At 40.6% G+C, this 20,012-nt stretch carries 13 protein-coding genes; 8 read left to right on the top strand and 5 right to left on the bottom strand.

Going from position 1 to position 20,012, the window contains the following annotated elements:
* Positions 1 to 15 precede the first annotated feature (15 nt).
* The 4 genes from OQ267_RS07050 to OQ267_RS07035 are packed head-to-tail and all read right to left on the bottom strand — an operon-like array spanning position 16 to position 6,769.
* Positions 16 to 1,350: a DoxX family protein gene (locus OQ267_RS07050; RefSeq protein WP_265835371.1), complete on the bottom strand. Its 1,335-nt coding sequence runs from the start codon at positions 1,348 to 1,350 to the stop codon at positions 16 to 18.
* Positions 1,351 to 1,357: 7 nt separating this feature from the next.
* The gene (locus OQ267_RS07045; RefSeq protein WP_265835370.1) at positions 1,358 to 2,272 is read right to left on the bottom strand and encodes a cyanophycinase; all 915 of its coding nucleotides are present in this window, start codon (positions 2,270 to 2,272) and stop codon (positions 1,358 to 1,360) included.
* Positions 2,273 to 2,281: 9 nt separating this feature from the next.
* Positions 2,282 to 3,634 (bottom strand): RagB/SusD family nutrient uptake outer membrane protein, encoded by a 1,353-nt coding sequence (locus tag OQ267_RS07040; RefSeq protein ID WP_265835369.1) that lies wholly within the window; start codon positions 3,632 to 3,634, stop codon positions 2,282 to 2,284.
* Between the two features lie 15 nt (positions 3,635 to 3,649).
* Positions 3,650 to 6,769, bottom strand: coding sequence for a SusC/RagA family TonB-linked outer membrane protein (locus OQ267_RS07035; protein ID WP_265835368.1), 3,120 nt, complete (start codon positions 6,767 to 6,769; stop codon positions 3,650 to 3,652).
* A gap of 632 nt (positions 6,770 to 7,401) precedes the next feature.
* Here OQ267_RS07035 and OQ267_RS07030 point away from each other — a divergent pair.
* From OQ267_RS07030 to OQ267_RS06995, 8 genes are all read left to right on the top strand, one after another.
* Entirely contained in the window at positions 7,402 to 8,952 is a 1,551-nt protein-coding gene (locus OQ267_RS07030; RefSeq protein WP_265835367.1) for a hypothetical protein, read from the top strand.
* Positions 8,952 to 9,659 (top strand): MotA/TolQ/ExbB proton channel family protein, encoded by a 708-nt coding sequence (locus tag OQ267_RS07025; protein WP_088300989.1) that lies wholly within the window; start codon positions 8,952 to 8,954, stop codon positions 9,657 to 9,659. The genes OQ267_RS07030 and OQ267_RS07025 overlap by 1 nt, the downstream gene beginning before the upstream one ends.
* Complete coding sequence (locus OQ267_RS07020) at positions 9,659 to 10,060, top strand: ExbD/TolR family protein (RefSeq protein ID WP_088300990.1); 402 nt, start codon at positions 9,659 to 9,661, stop codon at positions 10,058 to 10,060. Before OQ267_RS07025 ends, OQ267_RS07020 begins: the two co-directional genes overlap by 1 nt.
* The gene (locus OQ267_RS07015) at positions 10,060 to 10,878 is read left to right on the top strand and encodes an energy transducer TonB (protein ID WP_088300991.1); all 819 of its coding nucleotides are present in this window, start codon (positions 10,060 to 10,062) and stop codon (positions 10,876 to 10,878) included. The genes OQ267_RS07020 and OQ267_RS07015 overlap by 1 nt, the downstream gene beginning before the upstream one ends.
* A 140-nt stretch (positions 10,879 to 11,018) precedes the next feature.
* Positions 11,019 to 12,308 (top strand): bifunctional folylpolyglutamate synthase/dihydrofolate synthase, encoded by a 1,290-nt coding sequence (locus OQ267_RS07010; protein WP_265835366.1) that lies wholly within the window; start codon positions 11,019 to 11,021, stop codon positions 12,306 to 12,308.
* A gap of 69 nt (positions 12,309 to 12,377) precedes the next feature.
* The gene (pafA, locus tag OQ267_RS07005; protein WP_265835365.1) at positions 12,378 to 14,036 is read left to right on the top strand and encodes an alkaline phosphatase PafA; all 1,659 of its coding nucleotides are present in this window, start codon (positions 12,378 to 12,380) and stop codon (positions 14,034 to 14,036) included.
* Between the two features lie 393 nt (positions 14,037 to 14,429).
* Entirely contained in the window at positions 14,430 to 14,798 is a 369-nt protein-coding gene (locus OQ267_RS07000; protein ID WP_265835364.1) for a VOC family protein, read from the top strand.
* Positions 14,799 to 14,925: 127 nt separating this feature from the next.
* On the top strand, positions 14,926 to 18,297 hold the full coding sequence (locus OQ267_RS06995) for a methylmalonyl-CoA mutase family protein (protein ID WP_265835363.1): 3,372 nt from the start codon (positions 14,926 to 14,928) through the stop codon (positions 18,295 to 18,297).
* A 60-nt stretch (positions 18,298 to 18,357) separates the two neighbouring features.
* Here OQ267_RS06995 and OQ267_RS06990 read toward each other — a convergent pair whose 3' ends face one another.
* On the bottom strand, positions 18,358 to 19,338 hold the full coding sequence (locus tag OQ267_RS06990; protein WP_088300995.1) for an acyl-ACP desaturase: 981 nt from the start codon (positions 19,336 to 19,338) through the stop codon (positions 18,358 to 18,360).
* Positions 19,339 to 20,012: the final 674 nt, after the last annotated feature.

Below are 20,012 nucleotides of genomic sequence, written 5' to 3'. Positions count from 1 at the left end.
TACAGTATACTCCATTTAAAGTTTCAGTGCTTTCCGGCGGCTCATTTTTAAGGGATATTTTTTATTTATCCGGTTCAACGCTACATACAGAGAATCCCTTTTTTCGTTAACCCCTTTTAAAATAATTGTTGCCGTATCTGGCCGGCTGTATTTAAATGTTAACTGCTCCCCCTTGTAATGAAAGTTTTTATTCTCCAGCAGAAGCAAATGATTTATCGTATCAAGCTGATAGGCATAATAATGTCTGCCACCACTACCGGCCAGCTCATAATTTCGTTCCTTATCGTGTGTAAAAATCCGCTCGTCATTCAAAGAATCGATCAATACCGGCCGGTTGGAACGTATACTGATTGTGGCCCATTTTTCAAATACCACATCTTTCCACCGCACCGGATCGGCAGGGTTGTAAGGCAAAACTCTGTTATTGATTTTAAACTCAGTTACATTATAAATACCTGCAGCCCGGGCTAAACCCTTCGTTTTAGGGAACTGATAAGGGTCGCGGTGTGAGCCGGAATAGGTTTTAAATCCATAGAAAAAAATAAAGAAGAAAATGATAAAGCCTTTTACTGCCTGGCGGATAGGTTTAATGTTGCTGTTGAAATATGGTTTAAAAACATTCGGTTGGGTGGGGCGCTCCAGTGCAATGAGGTTGTAAATCCTGATGGCATCGAACCACAACACAAATACCGCAAAGCTGATGAGGTATAATGCATAAACATATTCCCCGCCATTGTAGGCCAGATTTGAGATGAACACATTCCCGGTAAAAACCAGAATAATAATCGCACCAACGGTAGCGGTTTTGCGGAAGAAAAGCAGCAGACCAGCCAGTATTTCAACGCTCCCTAAAAAAGTTTCATAACCGGGCACAATGCCTAAACTCATTGAAAAAAGTTTCCAGTTGGTAAAATCACCGTAACTGGTATTCAGGTTACTGATGGATGGAAAAGGTGCCTGCATCGGGAAGAACTTTATGAAGCCATAACCGATAATGCCGATGGCCAGGCGATACCTCACCACTACCCTGAGCCAGTAATAAAGTTCGTTATAATTAGCGTCTTTATATTTAGATCGCGACCAGAAAGCAGTACCTGTTAAGGAGATTACGGCAACAATGAGCCAGTTAAGCAGACTATCCGAACCCGGTATAAACTTCGCCGATAAACGGGTGAGGTCGAAGATGTTTCCATAAGAGATATACAGCCAGTTAAAACCAAATACGATTTTGAAAAAATCAATGCTTAACGGCAACGCCTGAATTATAAAGAAAAGAAAAAAGAAACGGAAGATCAGTTTTTCTCTTTCCGTCCACCTTCCTGCTGAGATGCTATTTGTTTGAGTCGTCATTTTGATCCTACTTTTTTGCTTTCGCAGATTCAACAATCACCTTTCTTGCAGCCAGATCATATTTCTGCCCGTTTCTTAAAAAGAAAAACGGACCACTTGAAGCCTGGAAATTTTCCCGGCCGTTTGCTACATGCTGGTTGCTATTATTTATAATATGCGCATCATCATAAATGGCAACGAAAGATTTGCCCAATACCTGCAGGGTATCTTGCCGTACCCATACGGCAGTGGCTTCATCTAAACCTATACCAATCAGTTCAGGAGATTGACGAATAAAATCTACCAGGTCAAACTGTCGGTTTCTCACCAGCAAATGCTGATCGATCGCAGAATTTTTAAGAAAACCCAAACCTTGCGTATGATCGCCCACTAAAATATGTGCACCCCTGGTATCACCCCGCCATAAAAAGGAGCCCAGAATGGTCGCACCCGCTGAACTGCCCGCAATTACGCCGCCACGGCTCAGCACATCTGTAAAGGCCTGGTGCGTAAGGGTATTGAGGTAAGAATCGGCGATTCGCCATTGCCTGCCACCTTCAAAATAAACGGCAGTGGCTTTTTTTAGTGGCGCTATAAACTTTTCACTATTGGCCTCTTTAATATCGCTGGTATGCAGAAGCGTTACATTTCTAATCCCGGTTTGTCGCTTTATCTCTTCAACTCCTTTCTGGTCAAACGCCGCAGAATCGCCGGTAGCTGTGGTAACCACTACCAATACCGCTTTATCCTTGCCGCCAGCCAGTTCCGTAAACTTCTCCCAAATGTCGCGCTGTGAGCCTACATTTCCTCCGATAATGACCAGGCTTCCTTTTTCAGGCCCATGCCTGGTAACCGATTTTCTGATGGTTATCGGCGACGGCTGTGCCAGGATCGAAAAACCAGTGGCAACGAGAGCAAAAACGGTTAATGTTAATTTTTTCATAAACATAGCTTAATAACCTGGGTTACGGTTTGCTCCTCCAAGCTGGGGATCTACCAATGTTTCATTATAAGGAATCGGGAAAAGATAAAGGTGCTTATCCGGCAAAGCCAGAACTGTTTGTGCACGATCGGTGCGGACAAGATTAAACCAACGGTCGCCTTCAAAAGCAAATTCCAACTGACGCTCGTTTTCCAAAGCCAGTAAGATCTCTGCCAGTGTTGAAGCCGTGCTGGCGCTCAGGCCTGCCCTGCTTCTCACCGCATTCAAATCTGCTGTTGCGCCGGTAAAATTCCCCTGATAGGCCCTTGCTTCTGAGCGGATTAAATAAAGTTCCGAAACCCTGATCAGGTAAGCAGGATCAGTTCCCAACGGGTTGCGGTAATATAATCTGCCATACCATAAATTTCCAGGAGGAGCAGTTCTGGCAATTAAAGCATTACGGTTGCCACCTATAGCCGGATTATTCAATTGTGCTACCAGAGCATCATTTGGCGACCATTCTCTTCTTCCGCCCAAAGCCGGTGGCAGCCACCAGTTGCTGTGGTTATTGGTATTTGAAGTGGTATAAGCCAGTTCGAGAATTGATTCGTTTGTGCTGGCTACATTGTTTGCAAAAAAGGCACTGTAAGTCGTAACCAACGAATAGTTCGCATTATCGCCAATAACCAAGGTGGCGAATTGTTCAGCCAAAGCCCAATTTTTCTGGTACAGATAAAATCTGGCTTTCAATGCCTGAACGGTGCGTAAAGAAACGCGGTTCCGGTTTACCACAGCAGGCACTAAAGTTTCTGCAGCATTTAAATCTTTCAGCACCTGCGCATAGGTATCTGCTAGGCTGCTTCTTGGAATGTCCGAATTATCTGAAGAAGTATTGGTGGGTCTCAGAATTAACTGAACACCACCCCAGCCCCTTGCCAGGTCAAAATAGGCCAGCGCCCGAACAAAATAGGCTTCACCCAGGTACTGGTTTCTTAAAGCCGTTGAAAACTGTGGATCGGCCACGCCCGGTACTTTGTCTATAATGTAATTGGCCTGAGAAATGGTTCTGTAAATAGCCGTCCATGCAGACTGTACGTAGCCATTGGTTGCGGAGGTTAAATGTTTGGTAATTTCATTCGGATCAGCCTGCGATCCGGACCATTGAATATCGCCAGCAGAAAGATAGGAAAGTGCCAGAAAGTTAGAGCCATAATAACCGTTGCTGGCCAATAGGTTAAAAAGACCATTAGCTGCAGTAGTGGCGGAACCTGCGTTAATAATCGCCTGATCCTGATCCACCTGAAGTTGTGGTTCTACCTCCAGAAACTTTTTGCAGGAAGTAAACAATACCACGAGAAATAAGATATAAATTACTTTTTTCATAATTGTTACCATGGATTAAAATGTAATGTTTGCGCCGATTTGAAAAGTTCTGGGCACGGGAGGTGTTCCCAGATCGTAACCCAAAACAGTTGCTGATGATGACACATTGATTTCTGGATCGGGCCCCTTGTACTTAGTCCACAAGGCCAGATTCGATCCGCTGGCATAAATGCGAACGGCAGACATTTTTATCTTTTTAGTGATGCTTTTCGGAATGTTGTAGCCCAACGTAACATTACTTAAGCGGATAAATGAACCATCTTCAATGTTCCGGCTGGTCGGGCTGATGGTGTAATTCTGTCCAAAAGCAGTAAGTCGAGGCATATCTGTGATATCGCCTGGCTGTTGCCAGCGATCTAACTGATAAACATCCATTGCCCTGTTGGCATCGCGGGTTCCTCCACCCTCCAGGAAGTAGTGGTTATTATTGTAAACTTTATTTCCGTAAACGAAGTTGAAGAACACCGATAAATCAAAGCCTTTATAACTGAAATTATTGGTTAAACCTCCATTGAATTTTGGCAGCGCATTTCCTACCGGAACAATATCATTCGCATTGATCACCCCGTTTTTGTCGGCATCTTCATAAACCGCATTTCCCGTTTGCGGATCTACGTATAATTGGTTGTACACAAAAAAGGTATACATCGATAAACCCTGTACCATGCGTTGTGCGGCATAGGCAGCAACTACCGGTGTTGGTAGTTGCTCAATTTTATTGATGTTTCTGGAGATGTTGAAGTTGGTGCTCCACTTAAAAGCCTGATCAAGGTTTACACTGCTTACATTAAATTCAAAACCTTTGTTGCTCATTTCGCCGGCATTGGTTAATATGGATGAGAATCCCTTGCTTGATGCCAGCGGGAGGTTAAGCAATAAATTACTGGTGTACTTTTCATAAACATCACCGCTGATGGTTAAACGATCTTTAAACAGGCTCAAATCCAAACCAATATTCGTTTGGCGGGTACTTTCCCATTTTAAATCAGGGTTAGCCAGTTGTGAGGCGATGGTTCCAGGATTGTCCTGGTAGTTCGCACCAGCGCCCCATAACCCGCGTGAGGCGAAATCGTTGATGCCATTCTGATTACCGGTAATCCCGATACTTCCTCTTAATTTTAAATCAGAAATCACCGCGACATCTTTTAAGAAATTTTCTTTATTAATACGCCAGGAAATACCTGCAGAAGGAAAATATCCCCATTGATGATTGGTACCGAAACGGGAAGAACCATCACCGCGAACACTAAAAACCGCGTAATATTTACCAGCATAATTATAATTTAACCTGGCGAAAAATGAGGATAAGGTATATTTAGATTCAGAGGCTGATGAAGTGGTAGTTGCGGCAGAAGCAATCTGCTGAAACGAATCGTTTGGAAAATTAGTTCCCTGAGCTAAAACCTGTTTGCTTACCGCACCTTGAAGTGAATTTCCGATTAATGCACCAAAACTATGATCACCAAAAGTATGGGTATAGTTTAAGGTCTGCTCATTCGTCCAGATGGTATTGTTACTTACACTGTTTGTGCCGAGGTTTCTGTTGGCAATTCCTAAATTGGTTAAGCTATTCCAGTATTGGTATTCATCATACTGATTATAATCAACGCTCCAGCTGGTTTTGAAGGTGAGGTCTTTTAGAATTTTTACCTCTCCATAAACATTGCTGATTAAACGGTTACTCGTACTATTCATATTGGTATTTGCGAGCAAAACATCCAGGTTATCAAATCCGGCCCATTTTCCGGGAGTTCCATCCGCGTTAACCTCAGGTAAATAAGTTGGGGTATGCAATGCAGACTGGAGAATTCCACCCTGTGGGCCATCGCCTACACGGGCATTGGTACGGTAAGTTTGCGTTAAAATATTGCTGGTACCGATGGTGGTGAAATCGCCGATTTTCTGGTCGAGGTTAATTTTAAAACTTCCCCTTCTAAAATCGTTTGTTTTTAAAGTCGCCTCCTGCTTATTTAATCCACCCCCAATATAATAGGTGGTCTTATCATTTCCGCCAGACACCGATACATCATAATTTTGCAAAAATCCGGTTCTGAAAGCTTTGCCTAACCGATCGTAAGTACTTTGATCCTGAGGCAAACCGCGTGGTGCAGGAGATGCCGTTGGGTTATCCGTTAAGGCTCTGAAAGGCTGAAAGCGATAAGTGGTAGCTGGGTTTGTTCCATTTGCGGCGGCAATTGCAATGGCATCTGCATTCGAATTTCGGTAAAATTCGTTTACCAGTTCTGCATGCTGCGGCCCCGTAGCCAGATCCCATAATTTTGGTGTTTTTGCGGTACCTACATAGGCGCTCAGGCTTACCTTTGGCCCGGTATTGTATTTGCCACGTTTAGTGGTGATGACAATTACCCCGTTGGCTGCCCTGGCACCATAAATGGCCGTCGCATCAGCATCTTTTAACACCGTTACACTCTCAATATCATCCGGATTGATATCCGACAACGGATTATTTGCCTGGCCCTGAGTGGTAATGCGTTGCAGTGATCCGCTGTTTACATAAACCCCGTCAATTACATACAAAGGATCATTACTGGCATTAATAGAGGTTGTTCCCCTGATTCGGATAAACATCCCGTCACCCGGAACCCCGGTTGATGTACTTACCTGTAAACCGGGTGCTTTCCCCTGTAATTGTTCGGCAAATGTGGCTGTAGGTTTTGTTCTTACTTCATCTACAGCAATAGTAGATACCGCGCCTGTTAGTGATTTCCGGGTTTGTTTGCCATAGCCAACCACTACAACATCATTTAACTGACTATTGGTTTCCTTTAACCGGATCGTTACCGGACTCGTGGAAACCACCAGCTCTTTGGTTTCGTAACCCACCGAACTTAAGATTAAGGTATAAGGCAGTTTTTGGCCGGTAACGAAAACAAATTTACCCTCACCATCGGTTGATACCGAATGTGTAACCCCTTTTATACGAACCACTACCCCCGGTAAAGGTTGTTTGGTGGCCGAATCAATGACCAGTCCCTGTAAATTTGAATTAATCAGGGGTGGTGGTTCTACCTGGGCAAAAAGCTTGTTGGAAACAGACAGCAGCAGAAAAGAAAAAATCAGGCTGGCTTTTAGAATATAAGCTATATACTTTTTCTTATGGAGAAATATTTCCATATTTAAACTGGTTTTATGTTAATGATTATCATTGAATAAAGCTGAGCGGATATCAGTAAGTGATTGGCGTTACAGAACTGATATTCCAACTAACCGGTGAGGCTTCCTTGCCGGTTTTTTTATAAACGGTTAACTCATGGATGAAGGGATTGGATTTGTTAGGGATTGACAGATATTAATAATGCTTTAACTTTTACAGGGTTCCTGATTCATCCGTGGTATCTTCAGAGGATAGGAAGGCGGAACTAACAACTTAAGTACCTGAGTAAGAATTGTTCGTGTGGTATTCATCGTAATGACAAACGTAAAAAAAAATAGTTAATCTACAAAATCGGTAGATTAACTATTTTTATATATTTACAACTGTCTAAATCCTTTTAGATTACTTTTGATTAGCACAATCGTATTATATTTTATATGCCATTTGCGTAGTAACATACCATTTTTATCTTTGTAACCGTTATCTTTGAAAGAACTCAGCTACCAATTCTCTTAAACCGTAAAATTTGCATGATAAAAATTATTCATTCCTCCCCTATTTCCGGGCTTTTTCAACTCACATTTTGTAAAAACAGCCTTCAAAGCAGTTTAAATGAATATCTTTTTTAATTCTAAAATAATAATTTTACAAAATGGATATCTTATCATACCTTTTTGAACTCTTGCAACAACGCAAAGAAGTTGGTATTGCCGGTTTAGGAACTTTCTTTAAAAAGAAATATCCTGGCAGATACGATAAGGAAAAACAATCTTTCTTACCCCCGGGATTTACTTTGCACTTTACTCCTGAAGTTAAAGAAGAAAATATACTGGAAGACTATGTTGCCGCTAAAAGAAACATATCTGTTGAAAGTGCCGGGTATTACATTTCTAAATTTGTAGAAGAGACTAATCTTCGCCTGGAAGAGGAACATGAAGCCATTTTGGACCGTATTGGCAGACTTTATTTTACAGAGCATGCGGGTTTAAGTTTTGACCCTGCTGAAAACATTACCTATGGTTCTGAATTTTTTGGTCTTCCTGCACTTTCTGAAAACAACATTGAAGAAGTAAAACCAGCTGTAGACAAAACAGAGGAGGAAGTAAATAGCGAAATACCTGATAAAACGGTTACATCTTCCCCATTTGCAAATCCATCATATCAACATCCCGCAATTGAAAATATTGAACCTGATGAAGTGAAGGATGATTTTAAGCATACTTTAAAACATACCATTCCTGCTGAAGAGGTGAAGGATACACCTGAATTTATAAAGGAGCAGCATGCTGCACATCCGAATCGTTTTGGCCATACCCCTGAATCAGAAGAGGCGTATAAAGAAGCCGTTCAACAGGCAAATGAAAATACTTCGCAGCTGGAAACTCCTGTTGCCACAAATGCTGTGGTTCCTGATGAAACAGCAATTTCAGAAACAGATATCCTTCAACCGGTACCTCACTCAGGTCGCTTCTCATTGAGGGCTGATGCGGATACACCTAAAACATACCTTCATCTGGACGAAAATACAGCAGAGCCGGAACCTGTAATAGATGCGCCTTCTTTCATTAAAGCACAGCATGCCGAACATCCCAATCGCTTTGGTCACGATCCTATTCTATCTGAGGAAGAAACACCGCAAGGCATGTCAACCTGGCTAAAAATAACGATTGCTGTATTGATTGTAATTATCGCAGTAGCCATCACCTATCTGATTAAACCAGAACTATTTACAGGCCAGATATCACCTGCTCAACCTATTAAAACCGTTACAGACACAGCTCAGGTTACTGTTGATCCGGCAAAAGCCAGACAAGACTCTGCTGCCAAAACAGATAGCATTCTGAAAGTAAACCAGGTACAGAAAAAAACAGATTCACTTGGTAAACTGACAGAAAAGCCAGTGGTTAAGCCTCCTGTAGAAACGCCTAAAGAAAGTCAAATCCCGGTTAATACCGGTCCGTCTACCTTTAACGTAATTGCGGCATCTTTCCAATCAGAAAAGAAAGCTTTGGTTTTTATCAAACAAATGGAAAAAATAGGTTTGAAAGCAGAAATTGCAAAACTTCCGGGCCGTTTAAAAAAGGTAAGCATTGCAAGTTTTAAAACGCAAAAAGAAGCTGAAGTGCAAAAAGAGATTTTGCAGAAAAAACTAAAAGGAAAAGGATTTTTCGTACAACAAATATTTACCAACACACAACCATAATGATTACTTTATTAATTCAAGACACCACGCAAGCGATTCAAGACACAGCCAATGCGGTTAACCAGGCGTTAACACAGCCCGCTCCGCAAGAACTTCACTTTATCGACCTTCTTTTTAAAGGCGGCTGGGTAATGATTCCGCTGGCATTTCTGGCATTTTTAGCCCTTGTTATATTTGTAGAACGTTACTTAACTATTAAAAAAGCGACAAAAGATGAAGCTAACCTTATGGGACAGATCAGATCATATATCCATTCCGGAAATTTAGACGGGGCCATGTCGTTGCTAAAAAATAATAACTCTCCACTTTCACGCATGTTGCAGAAAGGTTTAAAACGCATCGGTCGACCGATTAAGGATATTGAAGGCGCCATTGAAAACGTGGGTAAATTAGAGGTTTCCAAACTGGAAAAGAATATCAGTATCCTCGGTATTGTTGCTGGTATTGCACCCATGCTTGGTTTCGTCGGAACCATCGTTGGGGTAATTACCATCTTTCACCAGGTATCCATTAAAGGCGCTATTGAAATTGGTACCATTTCAGGAGGTTTATATACTAAAATGATCACCTCTGCATCCGGTTTAATTATCGGTATTATTGCTTATGTGTTGTACCACATCTTAAACATTATGGTAGAAAAAATCATCCTTAAAATGGAGACAGATGCTATTGATTTTATTGATTTATTAGAAGAACCAAGCAAATAATGAATTTACGCAAAAGAACAAAAGGAAGTGTAGAAGTACATACATCAGCACTGAACGACATTATGTTCTTTCTAATGTTGTTTTTCTTATTGGCCTCGGCTGTCGTAAATCCACAGGTGGTTAAATTATTATTGCCACAATCTTCCAGCGGACAACAATCAACAGCAAAGAAAGCCGTAACGGTGAGTATAGACGATAAGTTCAATTATTTCGTTGATAAGAAACCAGTAGCTGCTGAAGGCTTACAATCTGCCATTGAGGTTTATCAGAAAGCTGCGCCTGATATGACGATCGTTTTATATGTGGCAAAAAATGTTCCGGCAGAAAACATCATGGTGGCTTATGATGTAGCAAACAAATTGAAATTAAAACTCGTTTTAGCTGTAGAGCCTAAAAAATAATGAATAATACTACAGAAGAAAATAATTATCCAAAAGCCATTGCCATTTCCAGCGGAATCATGGCTGTTTTGCTTGCGATTAGCTTTTTGATCGTGATAAATTCTTTTGAGCCCCCCGAAGAGATCGGAATGGGTGGTATGGTGGTGAACTATGGTACGGCTGAAACCGGGATGGGCGATGATTATACCAGTATTGAAGAACCTTCTGCAGATCCAAATGCCAATAATAAAGCACCTGATAAAGTTGTACCAGAAGAAAAAGTAACGGAAAATACAACGGTAGAAACTGGTGAGAAGGAAATTCAGACACAAAATACCGAAGAGGCAATTGCCGTAAATACAAAACCAACCAAAACGAAGGCGGCTACCCCAACTACAGCCACTGAAGATAAACCTTCGAAACCGGTCGTAAACCAAAATGCGCTTTACAAGGGCAAGAAAAGTACCGGCCAGGGCGGTGGAGATGGAACCGGAAATACGCCGGGTAACCAGGGTTCTGTAAATGGTGATCCTTTAGCCAACAATTATGGTGCAGGCGGTTCAGGATTTGGCAATACACCACTCCCATTGAGGCGCTTTGCAAATTTAGAAAAGCCAACAGATGATGGTCAGAAGACAGGCCGGATTGTGATCAGGGTATATTTTAACCGGAACGGAAAAATTGTTAAGGCCACTCAAAACCTTAAGGGATCTACCACAACCGACACTGAATTGGTGAATAAATGTATTCAGGCGGTGTTAAACTCTTCGATCATTAAAGCCGAAGAAGGTGGAGATAATCAAACTGGCTTAGTTACTTTTAATTTTGGCGTAAACTAGCTTTACATCACTTTAAATTTCACATATTGTAATACTAATACAAAAGGGCACGGATAAAATACCGTGCCCTTTTGTGTTTAGATGCTTTTTTTAAAAAGATTTCAATTTCACTTTGAATCCCCTTGATGTATATTTGCGCCATGAATTACCAGCAGACACTTGATTTTTTATACAGTAAACTTCCCATGTTTACCCGTGTTGGCGCGTCAGCATTTAAAAAGGATTTAACCAATACCATTTTATTATGCGAAGCAATTGATCATCCGCAAAGAAAATTTAAAAGTATTCATGTGGCTGGCACCAATGGTAAAGGTTCTACGTCGCACATGCTGGCAGCAGTGTTACAGGCACAAGGCTATAAAACAGGTTTATATACCTCACCACACCTTAAAGATTTTCGAGAGCGCATCCGGATCAATGGAAAAATGATGCCGAAGCAGGATGTGATCGACTTTGTTTCCGCTCAGCGAACACTCATGGAAGACATCCAACCCTCTTTTTTTGAAGTAACGGTAGCCATGGCTTTTGATCATTTCGCAAAAAACAAAGTAGACATTGCCGTTATTGAAGTTGGCCTGGGCGGACGTTTAGATTCTACCAACATCATCAGTCCTGAAATTTCTGTGATTACCAATATCAGCATGGATCACATGAATATGCTTGGAAATACTATTGAAGAAATTGCCGGTGAAAAAGCAGGTATCATTAAAGCCAATACACCAGTCATTATTGGTGAAACACAAGACAAATCATCGGCTGTTTTCATTGCAAAAGCTACAGAAGCAAATGCACCGATCGTATTTGCAGATGAGATTTTAAAGGCTGCCGATTTTGAATTAAAGGATAACCTGCTTTCCTTATCTATCCTTCGGGAAGATAAAATACAATACAAAAATCTGCAGAGCGACCTTACTGGCTTCTATCAGCAAAAGAACATCGTGACCGTTTTGGAAGCATTGCATGTTCTTGAAAAAGAAACGGAATTCAAAATTGCAGAAAAAAGTATTTACAAAGGACTCAAAAACGTAAAAAAATACACTGGTTTGCAGGGTCGGTGGCAAACTTTGCAAACCAGTCCGCTGGTAATTTGTGATACCGGTCACAATGAAGCCGGTATTGCAGAAGTGATGAAAAACATTCACCAAACGCCCTACGAAAAATTGCACATCGTTTTTGGAATGGTGAAGGACAAAGATATTTCGAAGGTTTTATCACTACTGCCGCTGCAAGCTACCTATTATTTTTGTATGCCTGATTTGGAAAGAGGGTTACCTGAAGCTGAGCTGGCAGAACAGGCATCTGCATATCACCTTATGGGTAAAACATACACTTCAGTTTCAGCAGCAAAGGAAGCCGCGTTAAAAAATGCAATGGTAAATGATCTGATTTATATCGGCGGAAGCACGTTCGTAGTAGCGGAAGCGATATAAAAACTTTACAAAAACTTCAAAAGTTCTTCATCTTAAAATGATTAATTTTGGCCTTTACTAAAAAACAGAATGAAGAAAATTTCTTATTTACTCTTTTCACTCGCACTCCTCTCCGGTTCAATCGCATCAGCACAAACCAAAAAAACACCACAAAATCAATCCCAGACATTTCCTGCTGAAGTGGCACGACCTAAACTGGTGGTAGGCCTGGTGGTTGATCAGATGCGTTGGGATTACTTATACCGTTATTACAACCGCTATACCAATGGAGGTTTTAAGAGATTAATTAACGAGGGTTTTTCTGTTGAAAATACGTTTATTCCTTATACCCCAACTTATACGGCCTGTGGCCACACCTGTATTTATACAGGCTCCGTGCCGGCCATTCATGGCATTATCGGCAACGACTGGTATGATCCTGAAACAAAAAGAAGCGTGTATTGCACTGAAGATACCAGTGTCGTAACTGTGGGCAGTACACCATCACCCGAAGGCAATATGTCGCCAAAAAATATGTTAACCTCAACCATTACAGATGAGTTAAGGTTAGCCACTAATTTCCGCGGTAAAGTCATCGGAATTTCATTGAAAGACAGGGGATCTATTCTTCCTGCAGGTCATGCCGCAAATGCAGCATACTGGTATCAGGGAACTACAGGTAACTGGATCACCAGTAGCTATTATATGAAAGAAGTACCAACCTGGATTGCAGATTATAATAAACTTAAACTCGCAAATAAGTTTTATGCAAAAAACTGGGAAACATTATATCCGATTAACACTTATGTGAACAGTACTGCGGATGAACAGTTTTATGAAGGAAAACAAAGTACTTTTCCGCATAGCCTTGCGCAGTTTGCCGGTAAAAATTACGATGCCATCAGAAGCACACCTTACGGCAACACCATTACCCTTGACCTTGCCAAATTAGCCATCCTTTCTGAAGATTTAGGTCAGGATAACATCACTGATTTCTTAGCAGTAAGTTGTTCTTCTACCGATTATGTTGGTCATGCTTATGGCCCGAATTCAGTAGAAGCTGAGGATACTTATTTACGTTTGGATAAAGACATTGAAGAATTTTTCAATTATCTGGATAAGAAAGTTGGCAAAGGAAATTACACTGTATTTTTAACGGCAGACCATGGTGCGGCCCATGTACCTGGCTTTATGCAGGCCAATAAATTACCTTCAGGTGTGGTAAGTGACAGAGATATTGCCAGTAAACTAAATACTTATCTTAATGAAAAATTCAAGCTCAATAATATTGTGTTAAGATCAATGAACAACCAGATTATTTTTGATCACGATAAAACAGATCAGCTGAATGTAAGCTTTGATGTAGTAAAATCGGCATCAATAGAATTTTTGAGAAAGATGGATGGCTGTGCCAATGTGGTAGACATTTCAAAAATCTCTCAGGTAACTTTACCGGAGGTTCAAAAGAAAATGATCACCAATGGTTACAATGCCAGAAGAAGCGGAGACCTTTATTACATTTTAAATCCGAACTGGTTTAACGGTAGCAGCACAGGTACTACCCATGGCAACTGGAATCCATATGATGCTCACATTCCATTGGTTTTTATGGGCTGGGGAATCAAGCCAGGTGCATCAAATAAAACACATTACATGACTGATATTGCCCCTACCCTCGCTGCCTTGCTGCATATTCAAATGCCAAATGGCAATGTTGGAGAACCCATCACAGAAATTACCAATAAATAATTCAAAAAAACTATGCCTACCAGCATAGTTTTTTTTTATTTTATTACATATAATCCTCACCCTGAATTCATTTCAGGGTCTTTTGAGGTACCCTTAAATTTATTAGACCAAAAATCTCAAGTAATCTCCACCTATACCTGATATGCACTTAAATGTCTATATGGTTAAAAATCAAGTATACTATTTTCTAATCACCAAGGATGATCTTCGATGATAATGGCAAAGAATAATATTGACCACCTTAGTCAGTTTAGCATGCCCCCAGATATAAATGCACAATATGAAACTATACCTGATATGCACTTAAATGCCTATATGGTTAAAAATCAAGTATACTATTTCTAATCACGAGGATGATCTTCTATTTTGAACCACTTTTATTATTTTTGGATCATGTCAACATATACAGCAACCAAACTCACGCCCATGCTCGAAACGCATGATATACAGGCCACCTTAACATTTTATACTGAAATATTAAACTTCACCTGTAGTAAAAAGTCCGATGACGTTTGCTGGTTAACCCTCAGCAAAGATGAAATAGAAATCATGTTCTGCACACCTAATCAACACCGTAACTTACATAAACCGATCATGAGTGGCTCACTTTATATCAAAACAAATGAAGTAGCAACATTATGGGAAAATTTAAAAAGTAAATGTAAAATCTGTTACCCACTGGAAGATTTCGATTACGGCATGAGGGAGTTTGCCATTTATGACAATAATGGCTATTTGTTGCAATTCGGACAGGATTTATAGCTGAACCAAAAGCCATAACGGTATAGGGTATACCTGGCCGGAGCTACTTATTTTAGTACATTTGCATACCAAATATTTGGGAACAAGGATGAGTCGTTTAAGTACAGCCGCCTTTAAATCCTATTGTATGCAACCAGTAGAAATATACAAACCAAAAAATAAAATCCGTTTTGTAACCGCTGCCTCCCTTTTCGATGGCCACGATGCCACCATTAATATCATGCGTCGGATTTTACAGTCATCCGGAGCAGAAGTCATCCATCTTGGTCATAACCGATCAGTCGAAGAAGTGGTAAATTGTGCCATACAGGAAGATGTTCAGGGCATTGCCATGACGTCCTATCAAGGCGGACATATAGAATATTTTAAATACATGCATGATCTTTTACAGGAAAAAGGTTCAGGGCATATCAAAATATTTGCCGGCGGCGGTGGGGTGATTTTACCTGCAGAAATTGAAGAACTTGAGGCCTACGGGATTTCTAAAATCTACTCTCCGGATGATGGTCGCAAAATGGGTTTACAGGGAATGATCAATGATATGTTGATTCAAACTGATTTCATGACGAATGACGGGATTACAAACGAATTGCAAACCATCCCAACAAAAGACGTAAAGGCCATTGCCGGAGCAATTACGGTTGCAGAAAATGATCCGGAAGGTGCCCAGAAATTCGTGGATGAATTAAAGAAACTTTCAAAAAATAACACGGCTCCAATTTTAGGAATTACAGGAACAGGCGGAGCAGGTAAATCATCATTGGTAGACGAACTGGTTCGTCGTTTCCTGGTGGAAGTGCCAGACAAAACATTGGCTATCATTTCCATTGATCCATCCAAAAGAAAAACCGGTGGGGCATTATTAGGCGATCGCATTCGCATGAATGCCATCAATAATCCTAGAGTTTATATGCGATCACTTGCTACGCGGCAGGCGAATCTCGCTTTATCCAAAAATGTACAGGAAAGTATCGATATCTGTAAAGCGGCAGGTTACGATTTAATTATCGTGGAAACTTCCGGAATTGGCCAGTCTGATACCGAAATTACCGAACATTGTGATGTTTCATTGTATGTGATGACACCTGAATTTGGTGCCGCTACACAACTGGAAAAAATTGACATGCTTGATTTTGCCGATCTGGTTGCTTTAAACAAATTTGATAAACGTGGTGCTTTGGATGCACTTCGCGATGTACGCAAGCAGTACAAACGTAATCACAATCTTTTTGAGGTGAGCGATGATAAAATTCCTGTTTATGGTACCATGGCATCACAGTTTAATGATCCGGGCATGAATAACCTCTTTGTTGCCTTGATGGAACAAATTAACATTAAAACCGGAACAGATTTTCAGGCGAAAATGGAACTCACTTCAGATCAGTCAGAAAAAATTTATATCATTCCACCTGATCGCATCCGTTACCTGGCAGAAATAGCTGAAGGAAGCCAGGCCTATCATGAATGGGTAGATAAACAAGCCAGCATTGCCCGAAAAATGTATCAGCTGAAAGGCGTTCTCGATCTTGCACAAGATCATCCATCGCTCTCTTTAAGTGAAGGTTTACAGGAGGCATATATATTATTTGAGGAACAATTGGATGGTGAATGTAAGCGCCTGCTTCGTCAATGGCCGGAAACCAAAAAGACTTATAAGGAAAAGTTTTTTATCTATAAAGTACGTGATAAGGAAATTAAGCAACCACTATATTACGAGTCATTATCCAAACTTAACATTCCTAAAGTTTCCCTACCCCGATATGAAGATTGGGGCGATATTTTAAGATGGTTACTTACAGAGAACCTACCAGGAGAGTTCCCGTATGCCGCTGGCGTTTTCCCGTTAAAACGGGAGGGTGAAGATCCAACCAGAATGTTTGCAGGTGAGGGTGGTCCCGAACGTACAAATAAACGTTTTCATTATGTTTCACTCGGACAGCCGGCACATCGGCTTTCTACCGCGTTTGATTCCGTGACCCTATATGGAGAAGATCCGCACATCCGCCCCGATATTTATGGTAAAATCGGGAACTCAGGGGTAAGTATTGCCACTATTGATGATGCCAAAAAACTGTATTCAGGTTTCGACCTTTGTGCACCTTCCACATCCGTTTCCATGACCATTAATGGGCCTGCGCCGATGTTGCTGGGCTTTTTCATGAATGCCGCTATTGATCAGCAATGTGAAAAGTATATCCTCGAAAACAATCTACAGGAAGAAACAGCGCAAAAGATAGATAAAATTTACCAGGCAAAAAATATCCGGCGCCCCTCATACAATGGCGAACTTCCTGAAGGAAATAATGGACTGGGATTAATGCTTCTGGGTGTAACCGGAGAGGAGGTTTTACCTTTGGAAGTTTACCAGACCATCAAGGCAAAAGCAATCAGTGCGGTTCGTGGAACGGTACAAGCAGATATTTTAAAAGAAGATCAGGCACAAAACACCTGTATCTTCTCCACAGAATTTGCACTCAGAATGATGGGCGACATTCAAAAATATTTTATTGATGAAAAAGTCCGTAATTTTTATTCTGTATCAATTTCCGGATACCATATTGCCGAGGCAGGGGCAAACCCCATTTCCCAACTTGCTTTTACCTTAAGCAATGGTTTTACGTTTGTAGAATATTACTTGAGCAGAGGCATGCACATTGATGATTTTGCCCCCAATCTTTCTTTCTTTTTCTCCAATGGGATAGATCCCGAATATGCTGTGATTGGTAGGGTGGCACGGAGAATCTGGGCAAAAGCAATCAAAAATAAATATAAAGGAAATGACCGGTCGCAAAAATTAAAATACCATATTCAAACTTCCGGACGCTCCCTGCATGCGCAGGAAATAGATTTTAATGATATCAGGACAACCTTACAGGCACTTTATGCCATCTATGACAACTGTAATTCATTACATACCAATGCATATGATGAAGCCATTACCACACCTACAGAAGAATCTGTTCGTCGCGCCATGGCCATTCAACTCATTATCAATAGGGAATTAGGATTGGCTAAGAATGAAAACCCACTGCAGGGCGCATTTATAATTGAAGAATTAACCGATCTGGTTGAAGATGCCGTATTACAGGAATTTAAAAGAATTAACGACCGGGGTGGCGTTTTAGGTGCGATGGAAACCATGTACCAGCGTGGAAAAATTCAGGAAGAAAGTTTATATTATGAGACCCTTAAACATAATGGTGATTATCCGATAGTAGGAGTTAATACTTTTTTAAATAAGAATGGTTCGCCTACTATAGTTCCAGGTGAGGTGATACGGGCTACTGAAGAAGAAAAGCAATACCAGATCAATGCACTCCAAAATTTTCAGCAAAGAAATGCAGCTCAATCAGATCACCTGCTCAAAAAACTTCAGAAATCTGCCATTGATGGAGAAAATATATTCGAACAGCTAATGGAAGTTTGTAAAGTTTGCTCCCTTGGTCAGATCAGCCATGCACTTTATCAGGTTGGCGGGCAATACCGCCGAAACATGTAGCACAAAAAAGTCCCGTTATGATTTTTTCAAAACGGGACTTTCAATAATATTTCAGGGCTTTTAACCAGCAATCCAGCTAAATTTATAATCAATGGTGGGTGTCTTCATCCGTTCTGCCACACGCAATAAACGGGAAGGCAGTGCCATAATATAATCACGGGCTTTTTCACCGGCATCATTTAAATCCTGCATACCGTCAATTTTCCAGTCTTCAATTAACTGTTGCATAATTTCTACGTAATCAACCGCTGTATAAACACCTAAGCGTTGTGCTGCATCGGTAAAGTGACCAAATGTCTGACCAATTTTCAAACCCACTTCACGTAAAAAGTGTGCAGGCATTACAATTTTTTTACGCATCATATCCTCAAAAGCAAGCATGGCCTCATTAGGATCCACTTCGAAAATACGATTCATGAAATCCTTGTAAGCTTTAGCATGTCTCGCTTCATCAGAAGCAATAACCCCACACATTTTAGACAATAGGGTATCGCCATCTCTTTTGGCTAGGGAAGCCACCCTTCTGTGCGAAATATTGGTAGCCAACTCCTGAAAGGAAGTGTAAATAAAGTTACGGTACGGATCATGTCCGGTTCCGATGTCAAAACCATCAGCAATTAAATATTGTGTAGAGATTTCCATCTGGCGCATATCCACACGACCTGATAAATATAAATACTTATTTAACAAATCACCATGACGGTTTTCTTCAGCAGTCCAGTGTCTGTTCCATTTCATCCAGCCACCATCTTCTTTCATGCTTGGTCCCTGCACCATGGCCAGCCATGATTCGTAGGTAGGTAAGGCTTCTTCAGTAATGGTATCGCCTATTAAAACAGCTACCAGGTCATATGATAAATCTTTTGCATTTTCCCTCAAGATTCTAATATCCTGATAAAAAGTATCACTTGTAGAATCAGGTAGAAAATCAGATGGTTGCCAATTGGTATCAATAGGCTTAAGGTATGTATCCATCATGTCGAGCATATACTTCTCAATATGCACCATTACTTCCCTTCTTTTTTCTGCAAAAAAACTCATTACTCGTTTATATAAATTTTGTTAAAAACAAAGGTAACCAAATATTACGGCAAACCTTATTTTATTAACACATTTGCATAGAATCAGTTTTAAATATGATCTTTATTACTAATCTCATAATGAGGGAAATTGATACCTGATCATCTACCATCGATTAAACCATATGTTGAAAAATCAGGCCGTTTGATAATAAAGTAAATCCACTGAATACTTTGAACAATTTGTAAATGAAAGTCAGCAACTATTGGCTATTTTAGTCCTGCTGTACACTGCAATCTTTTTGTTGAGATATTTCTGGAAATAGAATGATATATGGTTAACAAAAAGGATTTTCGTTCCCATCAGGTTTATTAAGATAGGCCTGGTGCCTTTTTTTGTAAGCCTGCTCCTGCTGAGGCATTTTAAATCCACTCTTCTCAGATCCTGAATCCCATTCAGAAGAACCAGACAAGGGCTTCGAAAAACATTGATTGAGAATAACTTTAGACTGGCTTTTTTCAGACTTCAAATGCGACTACACAACGTTTCATCACCCTAAATCTGCGAAATCCCTGAAATCTGCGGGAACCATTATAGATGGATTCTAATCTCGTTGTTTTTCTATCGTTATGGATTAGTAGCCTTAAAAAGATCCAGAATCATGTCTCAGCCATATTCAAACAACAATTCAGCCT

The sequence above is a fragment of the Pedobacter sp. MR22-3 genome, from assembly GCF_026240075.1.
Classification (GTDB): Bacteria; Bacteroidota; Bacteroidia; order Sphingobacteriales; family Sphingobacteriaceae; genus Pedobacter.
This window is presented reverse-complemented; position numbering and strand designations above follow the sequence as displayed.